Source organism: Nitrospirillum guaranorum (assembly GCF_034653275.1).
In the GTDB taxonomy this organism is placed as follows: domain Bacteria; phylum Pseudomonadota; class Alphaproteobacteria; order Azospirillales; family Azospirillaceae; genus Nitrospirillum.
In genome coordinates, this window is the sequence record NZ_JAYEES010000003.1 from 948909 (window position 1) to 972637 (window position 23729).

Here is a 23729-nt window from a genome sequence, read left to right on the forward strand (position 1 = left end):
CGGCATGAAAAAAAGCCGGCCGCGGGAAGCCCCCGGCCGGCTTTGCTTTTACGCGCCGGGATCGATCCGCCTCAGGTGATGCGGGTGGGGGTATAGCCCAGGTCGCTGCTGGTGAAGCTGGTGGCGGTGGTATTCTGCAGGGTCATCAAGGTTGACCAATTATCGCCGCCGCCGTTGGTATCGATTTGCAACAGGGTGTCGCTGCCCGACTGCTTCAGTTGCAGATAGCCGCCGTCGAACGGGTTGGTGGTGTTCACCCACCCAGACAGCACCTGTCCCAACATGGCTGAAAGGGCTAGGTGGTCGGTTCCGACCTGAAAGTCGGTGACGTTGATCGTGGTGCTCGGATTATAGACGTTGAGAGCCGTTGCTGCAGAAATCGTGTCCGCCCCATCGCCCAGTGTGACCGTGTAGGTGCCGCTCGCCATGTCGACGGTCACGGAATCGTCGCCAGCGCCGCCATCCAGGGTGGCAACCCCGCCGCTGGCGGAAAGAACGTCGGCTCCATCTCCGCCATCGAGCGTGGCCTGGGCCGCGCCTTTTACCGTGAGGGCGTCATTACCGGCGCCGCCGGTCATTGTGACCGTGTCCAATCCTGAGGAACGGCCGCTGCCATCGAAGGTCAGTGAGTCATTGCCAAGGCCGCCATCCATCAAGACGGTACTGGTCAGCATGGATCCGTATCGGGTGACGGATAACGTGTCATCGCCGTCCTGGCCGAACATCTGATCGTTGCCGCCAGCGCTGTCTGCCAGATAGTCATTACCCGCACCGCCATAGAGGGAATCCGCGAAAATCGACCCTTGGATGGTGTCGTCTCCCGCGGTGCCAGTGGTGGAGCCGTCGGGCGCATATCCCAGGTCCCGGGTGGTAAAAGCGCTCGCGGTCGTGTTCTGGAATGTGACGAGCGTCGCCCAGGTGCTTCCGCTACCGTTGGCATTGATTTGCAGCAGGGTGTCGCTGCCGGATTGTGTTAGACGAAGGAAGCCTGCGAAGGGGTTCAAACGCTGGTCCCAGCCGCTCAACGCGTTATTCAAATAGGAACTCAGCGCCAGCGTGTCCGTGCCCACCTGGAAATCGGTGACGGTGACGGTCGCATTGGTGGCCGTGAAGGGATACTGCGTAAGTGTCAGGGTGTCCGCCCCATCGCCCAAGGTGACGGTGTACATACCCGAACCCATGTCGACGGTTATAACATCGTCTCCCGCCCCACCGTCGAGGGTCGTCACGCCGCCGACCGCGGATAGGGTGTCGGCCCCGTCGCCGCCGCTGAGTACGGCTTGGCTCACGCGGTCGACGGAAAGATTGTCGTCGCCCGCGCCCCCCGTCAGCGTGACCTGCCCACCGGTGGCGGAGAGGACGTCGGCCCCATCGCCACCATCGAGCGTGGCCTGGGCCGCGCCGACAGCCGTGACCGTATCGTTCCCGGTTCCCCCCACCAGGGTCACGGTATCGAGGTTACGGTTCGCATCCCAATAAGCGCCATAGAAAAGGCTGTCATTTCCGTCACCACCATCCAGCAGATCGGTCGCCGCCGGCGATCCTTCTGGGGGGCGCACCAAAAGGCTATCGTTCCCATCCTGGCCGAAAAGCTGGTTGCTGCCGCCGTTATTGTCCTCCAGATCGTCGTCACCCGCGCCGCCATAAAGAAAGTCGTTGCTGGCGCCGCCCCGTAGGGTGTCATTCCCTGCGGTACCCGTCGTGGAGCCATCGGGGGCGTAGCCCAGGTCTCGCGCGGTAAAGGCGCTGGCGGTGGTGTTCTGGAAGGTGATGAGGGTGGACCAGCCGGCATTGCCACCATTCGGGTTGACCTCCAGCAGGGTATCGCTACCCGATTGCGTCAATCGCAGGAAGCCGCCGAAAGGGTTTGTGTCCTGGTTCCAGCCAGCCAGAGCCGTCAAATATTGGAAGTTGTTCAGCGTGACCTGATCCGTACCCGGCTGGAAGTCGGTGACGGTGAGAGGTTTTCCGCCAAGCTGCCCCGTTGACTGCGTGAGGTTCAGGGTGTCGGCACCGGCGCCCAATGTGACGGTGGCGGTGCCGTCCAGTTCGACGGTCACGACATCGTCACCGTCGCCGGCGTCGATGGTCGCGTTGGCAGCTCCCAGAATGGAAATGACGTCATTGCCTGTTCCGCCTTTGGCGGTGGCGGTGTCATTGAGGCGGCGGCCTCCGTCAAACGACAGGGTGTCGTCGCCGGCACCACCGTCCAGGAGTATGGTATCGGCGGTCGGGTCCGAGAACCTATTCACCGTCAGCGTGTCATTACCATCCAGGCCGAACAGCCTGCTGCCGCCCACCGTCGTGTCGGTCAGCGTATCGTTGCCGGCGGTGCCGATGGTGGAACCGTCCGGGGTGTATCCCAGGTCATGCGCGGTGAAGGTGCCAGCGGTGGTGTTCTGGAAGGTGATGAAGGTGGACCAGCTGTCGCCGCCGCCGTTGGCGTCCAGTTGCAACAGCGTATCACTGCCCGATTGCATCAGGCGCAGGAAACCGTTCCCGAAGGGATTCAGGTTCTGGTTCCAATTGGTTAAAACATGGCCGAGGAAGGTGCCCAACTGCACCTGATCCGTACCTACCTGGAAATCGGTGACGGTTATGGTGCCGGCGATTGGCGTTATCGGGGTTGTCCAGTTGGGGACCAGGGTATCGGTGCCCGCGCCCAGCGTCACCGTGCTTGTCTGCTGGCCGGCCGCGTCAACGGTTACGACATCGTTGCCGTCGCCCGCATTGATTGTGGCGGTCGAGGCGCCGGTCGCCGTGATGGTGTCATTGCCGGCGCCGCCGACAAGTGTGACGGTATCCTTGTAGAGGCCAGTGAAAATCAGGCTGTCGTCCCCGGCCCCCCCGTCCAGGAGCACTGTGCTGGCCGCCATAAGGCCGATTCGATTGACGGTGAGGATATCGTTGCCATCTTGGCCGAACAGTCGGTCGTTGCCCCCTCGGCTGTCAGCCAGAAAATCGGCGCCGGTGTCTCCACCGCTGTTATCGGCGTTGTTGCCGTACAGCACATCATCACCGGTGCCGCCAATCAACGTGTCGTCGCCGTTTCCACCCTCCAGCACATTGTTTCCATCACCGCCGGTAATACTGTCGTTGCCGTCTAGCCCACGGATTTTATAGATGCTGGGCGTACCCGAAATCGTGTCGGCGGCAGTGGTGCCGTAGATCCAGCCGTTTGGATCGTAACCCAGATCCCGTGCCGTGAAAGCGCTGGCGGTGGTGTTCTGGAAGGTGATGAGGGTGGACCAATTGGTCCCGCCGCCGGTGGGGTCAATTTGCAGTTGGGTGTCCGCACCCGACTGTACCAATCGCAGAATGCCGTTGGCGAAGGGATTGGTTAATGTGTTCCAGTTGCTTGCAATCGTAAGATACGGCGTAAGATTCAGTTGGTCGATGCCAGGCTGGAAGTCGGTCACCGTAATGGACTCGCCTGCGGATCTGACGGCCGGTTCGGCAAGGGTCACTGTGTCGGCACCGGCGCCCAATGTGACAGTGGCGGTGCCGCCCAGGTTGATGGTTACGACATCGTCGCCATCGCCGGCGTCGATGGTCGCGTTGGCAGCCCCCAGAATGGAAATGACGTCATTGCCGGTTCCGCCTTCGGCGGTGACGGTGTCAGTGAGGCGGTCGCCTCCGTCAAATGATAGGGTGTCGTCGCCGGCACCACCGTCCAGGAGTACCGTGTTGGACGCTGCAGTTCCTAAGCGGGAAATGGTCAGCGTGTCGTTGCCATCCTGACCAAACAACTGGTCGTTACCGCCGGCCCTATCGGTTAGGGCGTCGTTGCCGGCCAATCCAACCAACACATCATCGCCGCTTGTGCCCGTTAGCGTGTCGTTCCCTGGTGTCCCCATCGCCATGGTTTTGGCTGATAGGGTGTAGCTGCCAGTGGCGCCGCCAGTGGCGTTGGTTGTTATATAGTAGCTGCCCGTTTGACTGGCGGTGAAGGCGGCGACAGCCGTGCCTGACGTCGCCGAATCTGAGGTGATTTGCCGGCCAGTGGCATCATATACCGTAACGACACCGGCACCGGTGCCGGCGGCGAACTTAAGTAGAACTGCAATCTGCTGGCCGGCGGTGAGAGTCAACTGGTACCAGTCATGGTCGCCCGCGGTGTCGATGGCGCCTGCGGTCTGCTGCCCCAGGGCGAGCCCGTGATTTGTTTGCTCATGGCCGAACGTCGCGCCGCCATTGTCGCTGCCATGGGCATAGCCATACTGGATCCACTGCGTGGTGGCCCCTTGGATGCCCAGACCCGCCAGATCGGGATGGGTCAGCAGATAGGCGACGGCATCGAAGGTTACGGTCCGGCCCTCGGCATGTCCGGCGACGATGTAGTGCCGGGCGCCGGCGTCGGCATTGGCGCCGAAGGCGGCGATGAGGTCGCCGTAGGAGGCGATGTAGGCGAGGCCATCGAAGGTTACGGTTCGGCCCTCGGCATGCCCGGCGACGATGTAGTGCCGGGCGCCGGCGTCGGCATTGGCGCCGAAGGCGGCGATGAGGTCGCCGTAGGAGGCGATGTAGGCGAGGCCGTCGAAGGTTACGGTTCGGCCCTCGGCATGTCCGGCGACGATGTAGTGCCGGGCGCCGGCATCGGCATTGGCGCCGAAGGCGGCGATGAGGTCGCCGTATGAGGCGATGTAGGCGAGGCCGTCGAAGGTTACGGTTCGGCCCTCGGCATGTCCGGCGACGATGTAGTGTCGGGCGCCGGCGTCGGCGTCGGCGCCGAAGGCGGCGATGAGGTCGCCGTAGGAGGCGATATAGGCGAGGCCGTCGAAGGTTACGGCGCGGCCCTCGGCATGTCCGGCGACGATGTAGTGCCGGGCGCCGGCGTCGGCGTCGGCGCCGAAGGCGGCGATGAGGTCGCCGTAGGAGGCGATATAGGCGAGGCCGTCGAAGGTTACGGCGCGGCCTTCGGCATGCCCGGCAAGGATGTAGTGTCGGGCGCCGGCCTCAGCGTCGGTGCCGAAGGCGGCGATGAGATCACCATAAGATGCGATATACGCCAGAGCGTCAAAGTTGACGGTCCGACCTTCAAGCCAGCCGCTGCCATTATAATGAGCACGCCCCGCATTGGGGTCGGCCCCGAGCGCCGCAATGAGGTCCGAATATGAAGCAATGTAATTCAAAGCTTCAAGGTCGCTCCACGCCGAGGCCATAAATCACCTTCGTTAATACGTTAACCTATGGATTATTTTGCTAGTTTAAGACGTGTTTGCGGAAAAGCATAACTCTTTTGTCTATTTTAAGCATCAAAAGGTTAGTGACACTGCTCGCCCGGCGTTCTGGAACTGGGATTGTAAGTATAAACTGCAACACTATGTCGCTTAATTGGGGATTGTTTTAGAAAAAAGCCGAGCACATGATGCGGTATTGATAAAATTTCGAAAATATAACTGCATATAGCTGCGTAGAATAAATATATAAAAATAGCCAATTATTAATGATAATATACTAATTTAATTATTTATCGCCACGGCATTTATCAATAATTCAAATATCGTCACTTTGTGTGGCCGATATGCGATATGAGCTCTGCAATTACAGGGATTTTTGTTGGAGTTCCTCGTTGATTTTGGATGGAATTTAAATTATTTCCGACGGAATGGCCCGGTATATTTGCCGCACTCCGCCTCTAGATCTTCCTGGGTATATCGTATGGTCCCTGGCTTGCGGCCAATTAACTTCAGCAGTGACGAAGCGCGTTAATATATCAGTTGCATCCGCGCATGTTGGCGAAGGAATCGGTCCGGTCGGGGCGTGGCGCGGAAACTATTTGGTGACGTATCGATATATTCCTCAATCGCCTTCAGCCGCTGGATGTGTCGCATGCATTAGACGTGCGGAGTATATTGCCGAAGCAAAAACTCCGCCACGCACGTAAATATTCAACAATACTTTTTAACGTATAGGCGCGGAAGCACTCCCCGATCCTGAGCGGCGACCAATTCACGGGGAAGTAAAAGTAGGATCTTCCCGCGTGCGCCTGTACGGAATCAGCAGGAGGCGACCGGGGCCGGCGCCTATTCCTTTCCGGCGTAGCGGTCGGTGGCGCGGATCAGTTGGTCCAGGATACCGGGCTCGGCGTGGGCGTGGCCGGCGCCCTCGATCAGGTGGAAGTCCGCCTCCGGCCAGGCCTTGTGCAGGGCATAGGCGTAGCGGGCGGGGCAGGGCATGTCGTAGCGGCCGTGGACGATGGTCGCCGGGATGTGGCGGATGCGGCCCACGTCGCGCACCAGCTGCCCTTCGTCCAGCCAGGCGCCGTGCACGAAATAGTGGTTCTCGATACGGGCGAAGGCCAGGGCGAAGTGCCCGTCCTTGAAGGGGGCGGAATATTCGGGATTGGGCAGCAGGGTGACCGTCTCCCCCTCCCAGATGGTCCACGCCTTGGCCGCCTCCAGCTTGGCCGCCTCGTCATCGCCCGTGAGGCGGCGGTGATAGGCCGCCATCATGTCATGGCGCTCCGCTTCCGGGATGGGGGCCTGGAAGCGTTCCCACTTGTCGGGGAACAGCTCAGACGCGCCGAACTGGTAGTACCAGAGCAGCTCCCCCTTGGTCAGGGTGTAGATGCCGCGCAGCACCAGCTCGCTCACCCGGTCGGGATGCGCCTCGGCATAGGCCAGCGCCAGGGTGGAGCCCCAGGAGCCGCCGAACACCTGCCACTTGTCCACGCCCACCATGACGCGCAGGCGCTCGATGTCCGCCACCAGGTGCCAGGTGGTGTTGGCCTCCAGGCTGGCGTGCGGGGTGGATTTGCCGCAGCCGCGCTGGTCGAACAGCAGGATGTCGTAAAGGGCCGGGTCGAACAGGCGGCGCTGGCCGGGGCTGGTGCCGCCGCCGGGGCCGCCGTGCAGGAAGACCACGGGCTTGGCCCCCCGCGTGCCGCACCGCTCGTAATAAATCACGTGCCCGTCGCCGACATCCAACGTGCCGGTCTCATAGGGCTCGATGGCGGGGTAGAGCGTGCGCAGCGCGGTCACCGGGGTGGGCATGGGGCCGTGTCCTTATTTGGGCGCGTCGCCGTCGGTGGCGGTGGCCGCCGGGGCCGATTCGGCCTCCGCCGGGACCCAGCCGGTTTTGGGGGCGGTGTCCGGCTGTGAGGCGGCGGGCTGGGGAGCCGCCTGGGGGGCCGGTGCCGGGGCGGGGTCGGCCTTGGGCGTCTCCGCCGGGATGTCCGCCTTGGGTTGGGCAACCGGGGGCTGGGCCGGCGCCGCCTCCTGCGGCGCGGCGGGCGCCACGCCGGACTGGCCTTGCGGTTGGGGCTGCGCCGCCGGGGCCACCGGTTCGGGCTGCGGCGCCGTGGCGGCGGGGGCGGGCTCGGCCGGGATCACTGGGGCCGGGGACGCCGGTGCCGCTTCCGGCGTGGTGGCCACGGGCGCGGGCGTCACGGGAGTTGGCGTCACGGGGGTGGGGGCCGCGTGCTTGGCCGGCTTCTCCGGCTTCGCCTCGGCCTTGGGCTCCGGCTTCGGTTCGGGATCGATGTTGACGGTGTAGTCGGGAACGATGCGCGCTTGGTTGCCGGTGATGACCAGCACCTTCTGCCCCAGCGGGATGGGCGTGGGCTCGCGCTGGGTCACCGACAGCAAGTCGCCGTTGGGCTTGCGCACGATGTATTCCCAGCCGGTGGTGTCGCCGGTCATGTGTTCCGCGCTGGTGCCGACGATGGTGCCGACCACGGTGCCGCCCACGGCGCCCAGGGCGCCGTTGGGGCCGATCTGCGAGCCCAGGATGCCGCCGGCCGCCCCGCCGGCCACGGCGCCCACCGCGCCGCTGGCGCTGATCGACACCTGGCGGAAGCCGATGATGACGCCCGGCTCGGCCTTGTTGGCCTGCTGCACGGCGGTGGCGTTGTAGGTGTTGGGCGAATAGTCGGCGGCGCACCCCGCCAGCAGGGCGGGGGCGACAAAGGCGACAGCGGCCGTCAGGCCGAACCGGATGGATCGCGACACGGGGGAGCCGTTCCCTGAAACGACCGGGGCGCGTAATACCCCGGATAGGCTGTATGAACAGCCCCGTGTCATAGGAGATCCGCCACTGGGTGTCACTTGGCAATTTCATGGCGGCAATGTGGTCAACTTGCCATCATGGCGCCCGCTCCCGCCCCCGGGCCCAAGCCGGACGTCCCCGCCATGAAGCAGATCCGCCTCAACGCCTTCGACATGAACTGCGTCGGCCATATCCACCAGGGCCTGTGGCGCCACCCGCGCGACCGTTCGACGCAATACACCGACCTGGTCTATTGGATGGATCTGGCGCGCACGCTGGAGCGGGGCCTGTTCGACGGGCTGTTCCTGGCCGACGTGTTGGGCGTCTACGACGTCTACCAGGGGGGGCCGACATGGCGGTGCGCGAGGCGGTGCAGGTGCCGGTGGGCGATCCCCTGCTGCTGATCCCGGCCATGGCGGCGGCCACCACCCACCTGGGCTTCGGTGTCACCGCCAACCTGAGTTACGAGCCGCCCTACACCTTCGCCCGGCGCATGAGCACGCTGGACCATCTGACCGGCGGGCGGGTCGGCTGGAACATCGTCACGGGATACCTCGACAGCGCCGCCCGCGCCCTGGGCCTGGACGGGCAGGCGGCGCATGACGACCGCTATGCCGTGGCCGAGGAATACATGGACCTGGTCTACCGCCTGTGGGAAGGCAGCTGGGCCGACGACGCCGTGCGCCGGGATCGCGAGGGCGGTGTCTATGCCGACCCGGCCCGTGTCCGCGCCGTGCGCCACCACGGCCCCCATTTCCGGATGGAAGGGACGCACCTGTGCGAGCCGTCACCCCAGCGCACGCCCGTGCTGTACCAGGCGGGGTCGTCCGAGCGGGGGCGTAAATTCGCCGCCGCGCACGCCGAATGCGTCTTCGTCAACGGCGGACCCAAGCCCCACGTCGCCCGCCTGGTGGCTGACCTGCGCGACCTGGCCCGCAGCCTGGGCCGTGACCCCGCCGACCTGAAGGTGTTCGTCGGCGCCACCGTCGTGGTGGATGAGACCGACGCCCTGGCCCAAGCCAAGCGCGCGGACTATGAGCGCCATGCCAGTGTCGAGGGCGCCTTGGCCCATGCCTCCGCCTCCCTGGGCATCGACTTCGCCGCCAAGGGGTGGGATGAGCCCATCCACGCCGGGCAGAGCCAGGCCGTCACCTCCAACATCGAGAACCAGGCCGCCCGCCGGCCGGACAAGGTGCTGACCCGGCGCGGCCTGGTGGAGGGGCTGAGCCTGGGCGGCCGGCAGGTTCCCATCGTCGGCGGACCGGCCACGGTGGCGGATGAGCTGATGGCCTGGGTGCGCGAGGCGGACGTCGACGGCTTCATCCTGGCGCGCACGGTGACGCCGGAATGCTTCGGCGACTTCGTCGATCTGGTGGTGCCGGAGTTGCAGCGGCGCGGCGCCTACAAGACGGCGTACACGCCCGGCACCCTGCGCGAAAAGCTGTCCGGCCCCGGGTCACGGGGCCCCCGCCTGCCCGACGCCCACCCTGCCGCCAGCCGGCGCTGGCCGGCTTAGCCCAGCGCGTCCTCCAGGAACAGGCTGGCGGCGTGCTCCAGCCCGGCCAGGGCCTCCCGGCCCTGGGCCAGGTCGGGCTCATCGCCCAGGGCGGCGGCGCCCTTCATCATCTGCAGCAGGGTGACGGCCATGGCGGCCGCCCGCTCCGCCGGCAGGGCGGGGGACTTGGCGCGCAGGATGGCGGCGATGCCCCGGCGCAGGCCGGCGCGCAGGGCGCCCTGCTGCGCCACCATGTCGGGCCGGGCGTCGATCAGGGCGAAGGCGGCGGCGCGTTCCACCTTCAGGCTGGGCAGCACGGCCAGCAGATCGGCCGCCAGTTCGGCCGGGGACAGGGTGGCGGCGCGCGCCTCCACCGTCGCCAGCAAGGCCACCAGCGCGTCGGCGTATCCTGCCAGCAGGGCGTCGGCCAGCACGGCCTTGGTGGGGAAGAATTGGTAGAGCGAGCCGATGGGCGCCCCCGCCTTGGCCGCGATCTCCGTCATCGTGGCGGCGTCATAGCCCTTTTCCGCGAACACGGTGCTGGCGGCGGCCAGCAGGGCGGCCACGCGGGCGCGGCCCCGTTCGCGGGTGGGCATCTTGGGGCCGGTGGGGGGCGCGCCTTCCGGGGATGCGGCATTGGGCGCGGCAATATTGGGCACGGCGGTGTCGGCTGTTGACTTTTGTGAGGACATTCTCATAAATCTTTTCATGAGGGTGCCCTCATATTCCCATTCCCGGCGCCTGCCGTCCATCCCCCGAATCCCGAGGTTGTCATGAGCATCAATCTGGACCCGAAGACCACCGCCCTCGTGCTGATCGACCTGCAGCACGGCATTCTGAACCTGCCGCTGGCCCCTTATACTGGGGCTGAGGTGCTGGCCCGGTCCAAGGCGCTGGCCGACCGTTTCCGCGCGGCCGAGGCGCCGGTGGTGCTGGTGCGCGTGGCGTTCGCACCTGATTTCAGCGATGCGCCGCGCCAGGCCACGGACCAGGCCATGATCGTGCCGCCGGGCGGCTTCCCGGCCAACTGGGCGACGCTGGATGAGGATTTGGTGAAGCCGGTCGACATCATCATCACCAAGCGCCAGTGGGGCGCCTTCTACGGCACGGATCTGGATCTGCAGCTGCGCCGCCGGGGCATCACCACCATCGTGCTGGCGGGCATCGCCACCAACATCGGCGTGGAATCCACGGCGCGTGGCGCCTGGGAACATGGCTATGCCCTGGTGTTCCCGACCGATGCCATGAGCACCTTCAATGCCGAGATGCAGGACTTCGCGCTGAACACCATCTTCCCGCGCCTTGGCCGCCGGACCACCAGCGACGCCATCACGCTGGGCTGAATCCACGGGCGCGTCAGGCGGCGAAGAGGAAGGTGAAGAGCAGGGGGCAGGTCTCATGGACCAGGGTCCGGATCTCCCCCTCCGTCACGCGGTCACGCTCCATCATCAGGCGCACGATGGGTTCGGCCAGCAATTCGTCCAGCGTCGCTTCCTCGATCTCCAGCATTGGCATGGTGGGGCCCTTCCGCCTCGGTGGAAACTGTATGGCACAGTAATGATATTAAGAATGATTCGCAAATAGCCTTTTCGTGACCGCCCCTCCGGCATACGCGGGAGGGGCGGGATCACCCTGGCACGAAGGGGCTTTGCGCCGCCGCAGGCCAGCGGTTGCGCGGGCTGTTTTTACGAATCCGCCGGAATCTTCACCAGTCCGCCAAAGGGCGCCGCCCCCTGCGCCTAAGCCTTAGGCCACGCCGGGCGGCGGATACGCCCGGCCTATGAGGCACGGCGACCGCCAAGTCCAGCCCGAGGCTCCTGAGCAAACGAATAGGCTGTGACCGCAGCCGCCGGAGCGAGCACCGCAGGGCGCAGCGAGGAAGCCAAGTCCCCGGATGGGGACGCCGGCGCTTGAGGAAAACGACCTACGCCGCCTCTTGGCCTTCCAGGAACACCACCAGTTCCTCCAGCGCATGGGTCAGATGGCCACGCAACACCTCCACGGCCTCATCGCCCTTGCCGTCGCGGCACAGGGCCACCAGCTGCTCATGCTCGGCCATGGAGCGGTCGTGGATGGCGGGGGTCATGGACAGGTGCAGCCGGACATAACGGTCCAGGCTGTCGTGGATGCGCTTCACCATGTCCAGCATCACCGGCCGCTGGGCCGGCTCATACAGCGACTCATGCAGCTGCCAGTTCAAGGCGCCCCAGCGGCCGGCCTCGGCGCTATGCAGTTCCTTGATCACGCCTTCCGCCTTCTTGATCTGCTTGGGCGTCAGCTGCGGGATGGCGCGGCGCAGCAGGTCGATTTCCAGCAGCAGCCGCACCTCGAAATATTCCCGCACCTGGGCGGGCGACAGCTGGGCCACGACCGAGCCCTTGTAGGGGATGGTGGCCACCAGGCCTTCCGCCTCCAGCTGCTGCAGCGCCTCGCGCACCGGGATGCGGCTGACCCCCAGCTTCTGTGCGATCTCATCCTGCCGCAGCTGCGCACCCAGCGCGTATTCCCCGGACAGGATCATCTGCCGCAAGGCGTCAACCACCTGGGCCGACAGGGATTTCCGTTCGATCTTGGCGCGTGCGATCATTTGGTGGCTTCTTGACGGGGGGCGGATTGGAAAAAGGCGGCCCTGTGATTTGCCTCTGAACATCCTGATATCGGATGTAAAAGCAATTGATTTTCTAAAATACGCTAGACGGTTCGGGGGTGCCGCGCCATGGGCAGTTGGTGCATGGCCCGGTCTAGTTCCCGTTCAGCCTCAAGCGATAGCATTCCCCGCCGTCCGTCCGGATGCCAGTATGGGTGCCGGCGGCGCTATGCTTGACAGTTTGGATATCGTATCCGATACGCTATCGCCCCACCAGGACGGCCCGGCGGCATGATACCCTGGTACATCCACTGGACGATAACGGGGACGGGCGGGGCATGGCGGTGATGGTGGGCGCGGATGGCGCGGAGAACGGCCCGGCGGAGGGCAGGGAAGACCATGGCGGCCATCCCCCCGGCCTCTACCTGCTGTTCGCGGTCGAGTTCTGGGAGCGGTTCTCCTACTACGGCCTGCAGTCCATCCTGATTTTCTTCCTGCTGTGGCACCTGTCCATGGACAAGGTGTCGGCCTACGCCGAGCTGGGGGCTTTCGGTGTGCTGGTCTACATGTGCCCGGTGGTCGGCGGCTTCATGGCCGACCGCTGGGTGGGGGCCCGCCACGCGGTGCGGGCCGGCGCCGTCCTGCTGATGCTGGGCCACGGCCTCATGGCCTGGCAGCCGGCGCAGACGGTGGAACGGCTGGTGACGCCGGACGCCACCTACGACCTGAAGCGTCCCATCCTTTATCCCGCGGAAGGGGAGGAGGGCGCCCGCCAGGTGGTGGTGAACGGCACCGCCCAGGTGATCACCAGCCTGGGCAGCGTGCAGGGCGATGACCCGGACGCCCGCGTCCTGACCTATGTCGGTCCCGACGGCGCCGCCCTCACCCTGCGGGGACGCCTGGAAAAGACGCCGGACGCCGGCGGGCTGAAGCTGTTCTACCTGTCGCTGGCCCTCATCGCCGCCGGCGTGGGCATGCTGAAGCCCAACATCTCCGCCCTGGTCGGCCGCCTCTATGGCCAGCGCCACGCGGCGCGCGACCGTGGCTTCCTGATCTTCTACCTGGGCATCAACGCCGGCGGCCTGATGGGCAGCATCGTGTGCGGCTGGCTGGGCGCCGCGCTGGGCTGGGAATGGGGCTTCGGCGCCGCCGGCATCGGCATGGCCGTGGCGCTGGCCACCTTCTCCCTGGGGCGCCGCCTGCTGCCCCCGGAACTGCCGGTGGCCGAGGGGGGGCCGAGTGCCGCCAGCGGCGGGCCGGGCGGCGTGCTGGCCCTGGCCGGCGGCCTGGCGGTGGCGCTGGGCGCCTGGCTGATCGTCGACCACCCGACGGTGGTGGGCCATGTGCTGGACATCGCCGCCGTGGCCGGCCTGGCCGCCGTCTTCTGGTTCGCCCGCCGGTGCGACGCGCGCCAGCGTCGCCACTTGGCGCTGCTGCTGCTGCTCATGCTGGTATCGGTGCTGTACTGGACCCTGTTCTACCAGGGCCCGGCCTCGCTGAACGTCTTCGCCGCCGAATGGACGGACCGCCATATCGGCCCCGTGCTGGTGCCGGCCCCCGTGCTGCAGTTCCCGGACAAGGCCTTCGTCATCCTGTTGGCCTTGCCGCTGGCGGCCCTGTGGCGCTGGCTGGACGGCCGCCACCGCGACCCCGGCCCGGTGACCAAGTTCGGCCTGGGCGTGCTGTTCGTCGGCCTGGGCTTCCTGGCCCTGGCCTTCGGCATCGAGGTGACGCCGGCGGGACTGCGCGTGGGCGTGGCCTGGCTGCTGTCGCTCTATCTGCTGCAAGAGGTGGGGGAGCTGTGCCTGTCCCCCATCGGCCTGTCCTCCATCACCCGCCTGTCGCCGCCGGCCATCACCAGCCTGCTGGTGGGGCTGTGGTTCCTGTCCACGGCCTATGGCCAGCGCCTGAGCGCCCTGGTGGCCCAGGCCACGGTGGTGGACGGCAGCCTGCCGGCGGCGGTGCAGCTGGCCTCCTACCAGGCGGTGTACCTCAAGGCCGGCCTGTGGTCCTGCGCCGCGGCCGTCTTGCTGCTGTTGCTGGTGGTGCCGCTGCGCCGCCTGAATGATTGATGTGTGATCCCAGAGAAGCGGGTTTGAGACCATGACCAAGGGTGTAGGGGGGCTGTCGGCCCCGGCGGTGCTGTCGACCTTGAAGTCCCGGCGGGCGGCGGTGCAGCCCATCACGGCGGAGGAATACCGCGCCCGGATCGAGGCGGTGCGGGCCCACATGGCGGCGCGCAAGGTGGATGCCCTGCTGCTGCCGGCGTCCAGCAACCTCCTCTACTTCACCGGCCTGGATTGGCACCCCAGCGAGCGGCTGACGGCGGCCGTGATCCTGAAGGACGGCGACCCCATCTATGTCTGCCCGACGTTCGAGGAACCCAAGCTGCGCGGCCATATCATCGTGGGTGACGAGGTTCGCACCTGGCAGGAGGATGAAAGCGCCTACGCCCTGGTGGCCGACCTGGTGCGCGGCCAGTCCGGCGGCGGCGCCACGGTGGCGGTGGACGCCCTGGGCTATGCCGGCGTGTTCTTCGACCTGGCCGCAAGCCTGCCCCAGGCCACCCTGGTGGACGCCCGCTCCCTGACGGAGGCCTGCCGCCGGGTGAAGTCGGCGCATGAGATCGCGCTGCTGTCCCATGCCAAGGCCATCACGCTGGAGGTCCATCGCCTGGCCGCCGGCATCCTGCGCCCCGGCATCACCCCGGCCGAGGTGGTGTCCTTCATCGGCCAGGCCCACCGCGCGCTGGGGGCCGACGGTGGCAACACCTTCTGCGCCGTGCAGTTCGGCGAGGCCACGGCCTATCCCCACGGCGCCCCCGGCGAGTGGTTCCTGAAGGAGGGCGACCCCGTCCTGATCGACACCGGCTGCGCCATCGAGGGATATAAGTCCGACATCACCCGCTGCTACACCTTCGGCCACGCCACCCCCGAATACCGCCGGGTGTGGGAGGATGAGCGCGACGCCCAGATGGCGGCCTTCAACGCCGCCCGGATCGGCGTCCCGTGCGAGGTGGTGGACCAGGCCGCCCGCAGCTTCCTGGAGTCCCGCGGCTACGGCCCCGGCTACCAGGTGCCCGGCTGCCCGCACCGCACCGGCCATGGCGTGGGTCTGGACCTGCACGAGCCCGCCTACATCGTCGGCGGCAACAAGCAGCCGCTGGAGGCCGGCCTGTGCTTCAGCGTGGAGCCCATGCTGTGCCTCTACGGCAAGTTCGGCGTCCGCTTCGAGGACCACGTCTACATGACCGAGGACGGCCCCCGCTGGTTCACCACCCCGCCGACGGACGTGGACAATCCCTTCGGGTTGCATGGCTGACGGCCGCCTCAGGCGCCGGCGGGGCATCCGCCCCTTGGCTTGTCCTCAGTTCAGGGCTTAAGCCCAAAACTTCCGGCGGCTGCGGTCGCAGCCTACGGCATGAGCTTGGGCTCATGCCGCTGGGGCGCCTGAGACAAGGCGGTGCCTGGGCGCATAAAAGAAGGGCCGATCCGCGAGGACCGGCCCTTTCAAGGATGTGCCTTGGGAGGAAAAACCAGGGTCTAAGTCAGGCTCGGGACTTAGACCTGGAAGCCACGCCAGAACGGATCCTGGGTGGGGTCGACGTAAATGGTGTTGAGGCCGGTCTGCACCGCCCAGCCCTTGATGGACGGGCGGATGCTGGCGTAGTCGCCGAGCGTGCCGGCGCTTTCCACGCGGCCTTCGAACAGGCTGCCGATGATGCTCTCATGCACGAAGCTCTGGCCGACGCTGAGCTTGCCCTGGGCGGCCAGGTGGGCCATGCGGGCGGAGGTGCCGGTGCCGCAGGGGGACCGGTCGATGGCGCGGTCGCCGTAGAACACGGCGTTGCGGCCATGGGCCTCGGGGTGCTTGGGCCGGTCCACCCACATCACGTGGCTCAGGCCCCGGATGGTGCTGTCCAGCGGATGGACCGGGGTGATCTTCTCCCGCACCAGCTGCCGCACCAGGCCGCTGTAGTGGATGATCTTCTGGCTGCCCAGGTGGTCGATGCCCTTGTAGGCGCCTTGCGGCTCGATGATGCCGTAGAAATTGCCGCCGTAGCTGATGTCCAGCGTGAGGGGGCCCAGCTCCGGCACCTCGATGGTGACGCCGCGGGTGTGGAGGAAGCTGTCGATGTTGAACAGCCGCACCCAGGCCACCTTGCCGGCGGCCATCTCATACTCGACGCCGATCTGGCCGGCGGGCACGTCCAGCACCAGCTTGCCCGGCGTGCGCGGGCGGATCAGGCCGTGCTCCAGCGCGAAGGTCACCATGCCGATGGTGCCGTGGCCGCACATGGGCAGGCAGCCCGAGGTCTCGATGAACAGGATGGCGGCGTCGGCCTCCGGGCTGCAGGGCGGGTAGACGAAGCCGCCCGACATCATGTCGTGGCCGCGCGGCTCGAAACACAGCGCCGTGCGGATCCAGTCGAAGCGCGACAGGAAGTCCTGGCGCTTCTCGCTCATGGTGGCGCCCACCAGGGGCGGGTGGCCGCCCATGACCAGCCGCACCGGGTTGCCGCAGGTATGCCCGTCGATGCAGGCAAAGGTTTGGCGCCCGGTGGGCAGCACGGGATCGCCGGTCGGGGCACTGGGGGCGGTGGTCATGGGATCAGGCCTTGAGGCAGACGGTGGAACTAAGGACTACGCGTACTAGGACTTAGGGACCTAAGGGGACTCGCGAGGTTGGAACTGGTTCCCCAGTTCCAACCTCGCTAGCCCGCGACGGCGGGCGCCGGAGCGAGTACCGAAGGGCGCAGCGAGGATAGCCAAGGGGCGGATGCCCCGCCGGTGCCTGAGGCAACTACTTAAAGACTCGGACGGGTCGCGGCGGCCTTCTCGACCATGGCGATCACGTCGGCGCGGGTCTTGCCTTCCAGGATGTAGCGCGGCGGACGCACCCGCTCGGAGCCACGGCCCATGACCTGCTCGGCCAACTTGATGCTCTGCACCAGGTCGTGGCGGGCATCCAGGTGCAGCAGCGGCAGGAACCAGCGGTAGATGGCGCGGGCCTTGGCCAGGTCGCCGGCGACGACGGCGTCATAGAGGGCCACCGACTCCTTGGGGAAGGCGTTGGTCAGGCCGGAGATCCAGCCCTTAGCACCCAGCAGCAGACCTTCCAGGGCGACGTCGTCCAGGCCCGCCATCAGCATCATCTTCGACTTGTCGATGGCATTGGCCAGGTCGGTGAAGCGGCGGGTGTCCGGGGCCGATTCCTTCAGCGCCACGATGGTCGGGATCTCCGCCAGGCGCTGCAGCAGCGGCACGCTGATGTCCACGCGGTAGGCCGGCGGGTTGTTGTACAGCATGATGGGCAAGGCCGAGGCGCCGGCGACGGTGGCGAAGTGGCGGAACAGCTCTTCCTCGGTCGGCACGTAGACCATGGCCGGCAGCAGCATCAGGCCGTCGGCGCCGATCTTCTCCGCATCCTTGGCGTAGGCGGCGGCACGCGGCGTGGTCAGTTCCGACACGCCGGTGATCACGGGCACGCGGCCGGCGGTCACTTCCTTGGCGGCGGCCAGGACCTGGCGCTTCTCTTCCGGTTCCAGGGAGTTGTTTTCGCCCACGGTGCCCATGATGATCAGGCCGTGCACGCCGTCGCGGATCAGGCCGTCGATCACCCGCTGGGTTTCCGTCAGGTTGATGCTGAGGTCTTCGTTGAACTGCGTGGTCACCGCGGGGAACACACCGCGCCAGTTGGGCAGGGACATCTCTTAAAACCTTTCACGTTTCCGCCATACGCGCTTGTCGGGAAGCGCCGTGATGGATAGTATAATGGGATATTGTATCCAATCAAGGGACTCTGCACATGCCTGTCGCCGATGCCAGCAACCCACCCATGCCGTTCCGGCCAGGATCCGGCACCATCGCGGTGGTGGGCGCCGGCGTGGTGGGCACCGCCACGGCCCTGGCCCTGGTGCGCGACGGCCATGACGTCATCCTGATCGACCGGGATGAGCCGGGTCTTGGTTGTTCCTATGGTAATGCGGGTCACATCGCCACGGAACAGTTGTCGCCCCTGGCCTCCTTCGCCACCTTGCGGCGCGTGCCGGGCCTGTTGCTGGACTCGACGGGGCCGCTGGGCATCCGAAAGGGGGCCCTGCCCATCCTGGCGCGCGGTTGGGCCAGGGATTTCCTGGCGGCCTGCCTGCCCCGGGCCCACGCCCGCGGCACGGCGGTGCTGTCCGGCCTTATCGAGACGGTGGTGCAGGACTGGCGCACCCTGCTGGTGGGCACCGGCGCGGAAGGGCGCCTGCAGACACGGGGCCACCATAGCGTATGGGAAAGTGCCGCGCCCGGCGCCGCCATCGCCGCGTCCGTCGCCGCCGCCCAGCGCTTGGGCGTGCCCGCCACGAACTGGGGGCCCAACCCGGGCGATTGGCCCGACCTGCCCGATGCCCTGCGGCAGCGTGTCACGGGCGGCATGACCTACACAGGCACCGGCCACGTCAACGATCCCTTTGGCCTGACCCAGGATCTGGCCGCCGCCTTCGTCGCGCGCGGCGGGCGCATCGAAAAGGCCGACATCCAGGGGCTGGAAAGGGGCGGCGCCGGCTGGCGCCTGCGGCATGCCGGCGGGGTCATCGGCGCCGACGCGGTGCTGGTCGCCTTGGGTGTCGACTCCGGATCGCTGCTGGAGCCCTTGGGCTATCGCGTGCCCATGATCGCGGAGCGCGGCTATCACGTGGTGGTGCCGGGCGGGGCCGACGCGCCCATCCTGGACCGCCCGGTGGTGTTCGAGAACCGCACCGTCATCGTGACGCCCATGGCCATGGGCCTGCGCGCCACCAGCTTCACCGATTTCAGCGGGCCGCATGACGCGCCCGACCCCCGCCGCCCGGCCCTGCTGCGGCACCACCTGCGCGAGGTCGGCCTGATGGCGCCGGGGGCGGAGAGCTCGGAGTGGACCGGCTGCCGCCCCAGCCTGCCCGACTACCTGCCCATGCTGGACGCCAGCCGCCGCCATCCCGGCCTCTATGCCGCCTGCGGACACCAGCATCTGGGCCTGACCCTGGCGGCCGTCAGCGCGCGGCGCATGGCCGACATCATCGCCGGCCGGGCGCTGCCCGATCCGGCCATGGCGCTGGACCGCTTTTCCTGAAGGCCCTCCCCGTAACGGGGTCTACTTCCGTCCTATGACCGGAGGCGTAGTTCTCTATGATGCAGTATCGTATACAGTATCCCAAAATAACTTGGCGGTTGGGTCCCTTTGCTCCGCTGGCGTCCTCGCCAGCGATCCGGCGCGTTTGCGCGCTGACCCAAGACATAAAAATCAAGAACACGGGGGCTTAAGGTATGGCGCGCGATTTGGGAGACAGCCCCATGGCAACCTTCGGCGCCCCGTGCGGGCAAACGGTGTCCCGGCGCACCATCCTGCGCGGTGCCGCCTCGGCCGCGGCCCTGATGGCCGTGCCGGCGGTGGCCGCCCCCTTGGTGCCGGCGCTCAACACCGGCACCGCCGAACCCTTCCCCCTGTCGGCCGTGCGGCTGAAGCCATCGCCCTTCAAGGCGGCGGTGGACGCCAACCTGGCCTATCTGCACAGCCTGGAGACCGACCGCCTGCTGCACAACTTCCGCAGCGGCGCCGGCCTCCAGCCCAAGGGCGAAGCCTACGGCGGCTGGGAGGGCGACACCATCGCCGGCCACACCCTGGGCCATTATCTGAGCGCGCTATCCCTCATGCACGCCCAGACCGGCGATGCCGAGTGCAAACGGCGGGTGGACTACATCGTGGCCGAGCTGGCGGACTGCCAAAAGGCCCAGGGCGACGGCTATGTCGCCGGCTTCACCCGCAAGCGCGGTGACATCGTCGAGGACGGCAAGGTCGTGTTCGATGAGCTGCGGCGCGGCGAAATCCGCTCCGCCGGCTTCGACCTCAACGGCTGCTGGGTTCCGCTCTACAATTGGCACAAGCTCTACACCGGCCTGTTCGACGCCCAGACCCTGTGCGGCAACACCCAGGCGCTGGACGTGGGCGTCAAGCTGGGTGGTTATATCGACGAGGTGTTCAGCCACCTGAACGACGATCAGGTCCAGAAGGTGCTGGACTGCGAGCACGGCGGCATCAACGAGAGCTTCGCCGAGCTGTATGCCCGCACCGGCGACCGCCGCTGGCTGAAGCTGGCGGAGCGCCTCTACCATGCCAAGGTGCTGGTGCCCCTGTCGGAAGGCCGGGACGAGCTGGCCAACATCCACGCCAACACCCAGATCCCCAAGCTGATCGGCCTGGCCCGCCTGGCGGAGCTGACGGGGTCGGAGCGGCACGCCAAGGCCTCGGCCTTCTTCTGGCAGACGGTCACGACCAACCATTCCTACGTCATCGGCGGCAACGCGGACCGGGAGTATTTCCAGGAACCGCGCAGCATCTCCCGCCACATCACCGAACAGACCTGCGAGGGCTGCAACAGCTACAACATGCTGAAGCTGACCCGCCTGCTGTACGCCCGCCAGGCCGACGCGCGCTACTTCGACTTCTATGAGCGCGCGCACCTGAACCACGTGCTGGCGCAGCAGAACCCGGCCACCGGCATGTTCACCTACATGACGCCGCTGATGTCCGGCTCCGCGCGCGAATTCTCCACGCCGACGGAGGATTTCTGGTGCTGTGTGGGCACCGGCATGGAAAGCCACGCCAAGCATGGCGAAAGCGTCTATTGGCGCCGTGGCGCCGAGGATCTGGCCGTCAACCTCTACATCCCCTCCACCCTCACTTGGCCTGAGCGAGGGGCGGTGATCGACCTCGACACCCGCTATCCGGAAGCTGACACGGTGCTGCTGACGCTGAAGGCGCTGAGGCGGCCGGCCACCTTCGCGGTCAGCTTCCGCATCCCGGCCTGGTGCGCCGGCGCCACCCTGGCGGTGAATGGCACGCCGCAGGACCTGCGATTGCAGAACGGCTACGCCGTCGTGCGGCGGGAATGGAAGGCGGGCGACGCCGTCGCCCTGCGCCTGCCCATGGCCCTGCGCCTGGAATCGACCAACGACGATGCCGACACCGTGGCCTTCCTGCATGGCCCCCTGGTGCTGGCCGCCGACCTGGGGCCCGCCCCCAAGAGCGAGGCGCCCACCGGCTCGCCCCAGCCCACGCCCGTCTCCGACGCCTTCCAGGGGCCGGCGCCGGCGTTGGTCTCAGCCTCCGTCCTGGATGGTTTCCAGCGGGCCGCACCCGACGCCCTGGTGTGGCGCACCACCGGCATCGGCCGGCCGGGCGACATGGAGTTCAAGCCCTTCTACCAGCAGTACACCCGGCGCACGGCTGTCTACTTCAAGCGCTACACCGAGGCGCAGTGGAAGACGGCCGAGGCGGCCTTGGCGCAGGAGGCCGCCCGCCAGCGCGACATCCAGGCGCGTTCCGTCGACGTCATGCACCTGGGGGAGATGCAGCCGGAACGCGACCATGGGCTGGAGGCCAAGATCTCCTACCCCGTGACCTACCGGGGCCGGAACGGCCGCGACGCCCGCACCGGCGGTTTCTTCGAGTTCAAGGCCAAGGTCCGCGCCGGCGTCATGGTGCTGCAGGCCACATACTGGGGCGATGAGCGCAAGCGGCAATTCCACATCCTGGTCGACGGTACCCGCATCGCCACGCAAAAGCTGGACGCGGAGCGGCCGGGTGAGTTCTTTGACGTGGAATACCCCATCCCCGCCAACCTGACGGCGGGCAAGTCCACCGTCGTCGTCCGTTTCGAGCCGGAGACCGGCTATTCCGCGGGGCCCGTCTTCGGGTGCCGCGTCGTCGCAGCATCAGCCTCTCAGGGAGCGCCTATCTGATGAATCGCCTGCCTTTAAGACGTTTGGCCGCCCGCCTGATGGTCGGCACCGCCCTGTTCGCCGGTGTCCTGACCCTGGGCCAGATCACCGCCACCGCGCCTGTCATCGGCGCCGCCCACGCGGCGGCGACCGCTGCGGCCGGCAAGGCCGACGCCCAGTTCAAGGCGATCTACACCAAGGAATGGAAATGGCGTCAGGAGGAGTTCAAGGGCGAGGATGACGAGGACAGCACGGATTCCGCCGCCGGCCACCTGCCCAAGGTGGACGCCGCCACCCAGGAAAAGCGCCAGAAGGTCTGGGAAGGCGTCCTGAAGGAACTGGCGGCCGTCCCCCAGGCCGACCTGTCGCCCGAGGCGCAGGTGGATTTCAGCATCTACCGCGATCAGGTGACGGTGTTGCTGAACAGCCAGAAGTTCAAGGATTACGAGAAGCCGCTGAACGCCGACAGCTCGTTCTGGTCCAACATGGCCGGCGGGGCGCGTAAGCCCTTCCACACCGTGGCGGAGTACAAGGCCTTCATCGGCCAGCTGAACGACATGCCGCGCTATTTCGGTGAGCAGATCGTGAACATGCGCGCCGGCCTGAAGCGCGGCTTCACCCCGCCCAAGGTGACGCTGACCGGCCGCGACAGCGGCATCGTCAACGTGGTCGAGGCCAAGACGCCGGAAGACAACGTCTACTACACGCCCTTCAAGAAGATGCCGGACACCATCCCGGCCGCGACCCAGGCGGAACTGCGCGCCGCCGCCGTGGCCGCCATCACCAAGTCGGTCGTGCCGGCCCACCAGGCCCTGCTGAAGTTCATGCGCGAGGAATACATTCCCGGCGCCCGCACCGAACTGGCGGCGGAATCCCTGCCCGACGGCAAGGCCTACTACCAGTCCAAGATCAAGGAGTTCGCCACCGTTGACCTGACGGCGGACCAGATCCACAAGATCGGCCTGGAAGAGGTGGCGAAGATCCACGCCCAGATGCTGGACGTGATGAAGCAAGCCAACTTCCAGGGTGATTTCCCCGCCTTCCTGAAGTTCCTGCGCACCGATCCCCAGTTCTACGCCAAGACGCCGGAAGAGCTGCTGATGCGGGCGGCCTGGATCGCGAAGAAGTTCGACGGCAAGGCGGACCAGTACTTCGGCTACCTGCCGCGCTCGCGCTTCGCCATCATCCCGGTGCCGGCGGACATCGCGCCCTTCTACACCTCCGGTCGCGGCGGCCCGGGCGTGTACCTGGTCAACACCTACGACCTGCCCTCGCGCGGCCTGTACGCCCTGCCGGCCCTGACGCTGCATGAGTCGGCCCCGGGGCACGCCTTCCAGATGCCCATCGCGGCGGAACAGAAGGACCAGCCGGAGTTCCGGCAGAAGGTCTACATCTCCGCCTTCGGCGAAGGCTGGGCCCTCTACTGCGAGAAGCTGGGCGATGAGATGGGCATGTACGAGACGCCCTATGAACGCTTCGGCATGCTGAGCTACCAGATGTGGCGCGCCGCCCGCCTGGTGGTCGATACCGGCATCCATGCCAAGGGCTGGACGCGCGAGCAGGCGCAGCAGTACCTGCACGACAACACCGCGCTGGCCGACCATGAGATCGAGACCGAGGTCGACCGCTATATCGCTTGGCCTGGTCAGGCCTTGTCCTATTACCTGGGCGAGATGGCCATCCTGAAGGCCCGCGCCAAGGCGGAGAAGGCGCTGGGCCAGAAGTTCGACCTGCGCAACTTCCACGACACGGTGCTGAAGCTGGGTGGCGTGCCGCTGCCGGTGCTGGAGGCCCGCATCGACCGCTTCATCGCCGAGGGTGGCAAGAGCCCCTATCCGGCACCGTGATCGATCACTGACCCTGCATTGGGTACCATGGGGGCGGGCAGCGATGTCCGCCTTTCTTTTTG

The 23729-nt window shown here is 66.6% G+C and carries 16 protein-coding genes; 8 read left to right on the plus strand and 8 right to left on the minus strand.

Features of this window, described 5'->3' with window-relative positions:
• Positions 1-71: 71 nt before the first annotated feature.
• From UAJ10_RS13270 to UAJ10_RS13280, 3 genes are all read right to left on the minus strand, one after another.
• The gene (locus UAJ10_RS13270; RefSeq protein ID WP_322915778.1) at positions 72-5162 is read right to left on the minus strand and encodes a beta strand repeat-containing protein; all 5091 of its coding nucleotides are present in this window, start codon (positions 5160-5162) and stop codon (positions 72-74) included.
• Between the two features lie 864 nt (positions 5163-6026).
• On the minus strand, positions 6027-6995 hold the full coding sequence (gene pip / locus UAJ10_RS13275) for a prolyl aminopeptidase (protein WP_322915779.1): 969 nt from the start codon (positions 6993-6995) through the stop codon (positions 6027-6029).
• A gap of 12 nt (positions 6996-7007) precedes the next feature.
• Complete coding sequence (locus UAJ10_RS13280; RefSeq protein WP_322915780.1) at positions 7008-7952, minus strand: outer membrane lipoprotein; 945 nt, start codon at positions 7950-7952, stop codon at positions 7008-7010.
• 180 nt (positions 7953-8132) lie between these two features.
• Between UAJ10_RS13280 and UAJ10_RS13285 the strand changes: the two genes are divergently transcribed.
• Together UAJ10_RS13285 and UAJ10_RS13290 are read left to right on the plus strand one after the other, a co-directional pair.
• Positions 8133-8393: a hypothetical protein gene (locus tag UAJ10_RS13285; protein WP_322915781.1), complete on the plus strand. Its 261-nt coding sequence runs from the start codon at positions 8133-8135 to the stop codon at positions 8391-8393.
• Positions 8342-9505 carry an NtaA/DmoA family FMN-dependent monooxygenase gene (locus UAJ10_RS13290; protein WP_322915782.1) on the plus strand — a complete coding sequence of 388 codons (1164 nt, stop codon included), beginning with the start codon at positions 8342-8344 and terminating at the stop codon, positions 9503-9505. The genes UAJ10_RS13285 and UAJ10_RS13290 overlap by 52 nt, the downstream gene beginning before the upstream one ends.
• Here UAJ10_RS13290 and UAJ10_RS13295 read toward each other — a convergent pair.
• Entirely contained in the window at positions 9502-10176 is a 675-nt protein-coding gene (locus UAJ10_RS13295; RefSeq protein WP_322915783.1) for a TetR/AcrR family transcriptional regulator, read from the minus strand. The two genes, UAJ10_RS13290 and UAJ10_RS13295, sit on opposite strands and share 4 nt — an antisense overlap.
• An 81-nt stretch (positions 10177-10257) precedes the next feature.
• Between UAJ10_RS13295 and UAJ10_RS13300 the strand changes: the two genes are divergently transcribed.
• Positions 10258-10827: a hydrolase gene (locus UAJ10_RS13300; protein WP_322915784.1), complete on the plus strand. Its 570-nt coding sequence runs from the start codon at positions 10258-10260 to the stop codon at positions 10825-10827.
• A 13-nt stretch (positions 10828-10840) separates the two neighbouring features.
• Here the strand turns inward: UAJ10_RS13300 and UAJ10_RS13305 are convergent, their stop codons facing one another.
• Positions 10841-10999: a hypothetical protein gene (locus UAJ10_RS13305; protein WP_322915785.1), complete on the minus strand. Its 159-nt coding sequence runs from the start codon at positions 10997-10999 to the stop codon at positions 10841-10843.
• 409 nt (positions 11000-11408) lie between these two features.
• On the minus strand, positions 11409-12071 hold the full coding sequence (locus UAJ10_RS13310) for a GntR family transcriptional regulator (RefSeq protein WP_322915786.1): 663 nt from the start codon (positions 12069-12071) through the stop codon (positions 11409-11411).
• Between the two features lie 338 nt (positions 12072-12409).
• Here UAJ10_RS13310 and UAJ10_RS13315 point away from each other — a divergent pair, with 338 nt between their 5' ends.
• Both UAJ10_RS13315 and UAJ10_RS13320 read left to right on the plus strand, forming a co-directional pair.
• Complete coding sequence (locus UAJ10_RS13315; RefSeq protein ID WP_322915787.1) at positions 12410-14143, plus strand: peptide MFS transporter; 1734 nt, start codon at positions 12410-12412, stop codon at positions 14141-14143.
• 31 nt (positions 14144-14174) lie between these two features.
• Positions 14175-15392 carry a M24 family metallopeptidase gene (locus UAJ10_RS13320; protein ID WP_322915788.1) on the plus strand — a complete coding sequence of 406 codons (1218 nt, stop codon included), beginning with the start codon at positions 14175-14177 and terminating at the stop codon, positions 15390-15392.
• Between the two features lie 239 nt (positions 15393-15631).
• Here UAJ10_RS13320 and UAJ10_RS13325 read toward each other — a convergent pair whose 3' ends face one another.
• Together UAJ10_RS13325 and UAJ10_RS13330 are read right to left on the minus strand one after the other, a co-directional pair.
• A complete protein-coding gene (locus UAJ10_RS13325) occupies positions 15632-16678 on the minus strand; it encodes a 4-hydroxyproline epimerase (RefSeq protein WP_322915789.1) in 1047 nt (348 codons plus the stop codon).
• Between the two features lie 200 nt (positions 16679-16878).
• Positions 16879-17781 (minus strand): dihydrodipicolinate synthase family protein, encoded by a 903-nt coding sequence (locus tag UAJ10_RS13330; protein ID WP_322915790.1) that lies wholly within the window; start codon positions 17779-17781, stop codon positions 16879-16881.
• Positions 17782-17879: 98 nt separating this feature from the next.
• Between UAJ10_RS13330 and UAJ10_RS13335 the strand changes: the two genes are divergently transcribed.
• From UAJ10_RS13335 to UAJ10_RS13345, 3 genes are all read left to right on the plus strand, one after another.
• Positions 17880-19172 (plus strand): NAD(P)/FAD-dependent oxidoreductase, encoded by a 1293-nt coding sequence (locus UAJ10_RS13335; protein WP_322915791.1) that lies wholly within the window; start codon positions 17880-17882, stop codon positions 19170-19172.
• A 221-nt stretch (positions 19173-19393) separates the two neighbouring features.
• On the plus strand, positions 19394-21841 hold the full coding sequence (locus tag UAJ10_RS13340; protein ID WP_322915792.1) for a glycoside hydrolase family 127 protein: 2448 nt from the start codon (positions 19394-19396) through the stop codon (positions 21839-21841).
• A complete protein-coding gene (locus tag UAJ10_RS13345; protein WP_322915793.1) occupies positions 21841-23667 on the plus strand; it encodes a DUF885 domain-containing protein in 1827 nt (608 codons plus the stop codon). Before UAJ10_RS13340 ends, UAJ10_RS13345 begins: the two co-directional genes overlap by 1 nt.
• Positions 23668-23729 lie beyond the last annotated feature (62 nt).

Coding starts and splice junctions, on each gene's coding strand:
- UAJ10_RS13325 (WP_322915789.1), bottom strand. CDS start 16,678: ATGACCACCGCCCCCAGTGCCCCGACCGGCGATCCCGTGCTGCCCACC.
- UAJ10_RS13335 (WP_322915791.1), top strand. CDS start 17,880: ATGCCTGTCGCCGATGCCAGCAACCCACCCATGCCGTTCCGGCCAGGA.
- UAJ10_RS13295 (WP_322915783.1), bottom strand. CDS start 10,176: ATGTCCTCACAAAAGTCAACAGCCGACACCGCCGTGCCCAATATTGCC.
- UAJ10_RS13285 (WP_322915781.1), top strand. CDS start 8,133: ATGAAGCAGATCCGCCTCAACGCCTTCGACATGAACTGCGTCGGCCAT.
- UAJ10_RS13305 (WP_322915785.1), bottom strand. CDS start 10,999: ATGCCAATGCTGGAGATCGAGGAAGCGACGCTGGACGAATTGCTGGCC.
- UAJ10_RS13310 (WP_322915786.1), bottom strand. CDS start 12,071: ATGATCGCACGCGCCAAGATCGAACGGAAATCCCTGTCGGCCCAGGTG.
- UAJ10_RS13320 (WP_322915788.1), top strand. CDS start 14,175: ATGACCAAGGGTGTAGGGGGGCTGTCGGCCCCGGCGGTGCTGTCGACC.
- pip (WP_322915779.1), bottom strand. CDS start 6,995: ATGCCCACCCCGGTGACCGCGCTGCGCACGCTCTACCCCGCCATCGAG.
- UAJ10_RS13345 (WP_322915793.1), top strand. CDS start 21,841: ATGAATCGCCTGCCTTTAAGACGTTTGGCCGCCCGCCTGATGGTCGGC.
- UAJ10_RS13315 (WP_322915787.1), top strand. CDS start 12,410: ATGGCGGTGATGGTGGGCGCGGATGGCGCGGAGAACGGCCCGGCGGAG.
- UAJ10_RS13290 (WP_322915782.1), top strand. CDS start 8,342: ATGGCGGTGCGCGAGGCGGTGCAGGTGCCGGTGGGCGATCCCCTGCTG.
- UAJ10_RS13340 (WP_322915792.1), top strand. CDS start 19,394: ATGGCAACCTTCGGCGCCCCGTGCGGGCAAACGGTGTCCCGGCGCACC.
- UAJ10_RS13330 (WP_322915790.1), bottom strand. CDS start 17,781: ATGTCCCTGCCCAACTGGCGCGGTGTGTTCCCCGCGGTGACCACGCAG.
- UAJ10_RS13300 (WP_322915784.1), top strand. CDS start 10,258: ATGAGCATCAATCTGGACCCGAAGACCACCGCCCTCGTGCTGATCGAC.
- UAJ10_RS13270 (WP_322915778.1), bottom strand. CDS start 5,162: ATGGCCTCGGCGTGGAGCGACCTTGAAGCTTTGAATTACATTGCTTCA.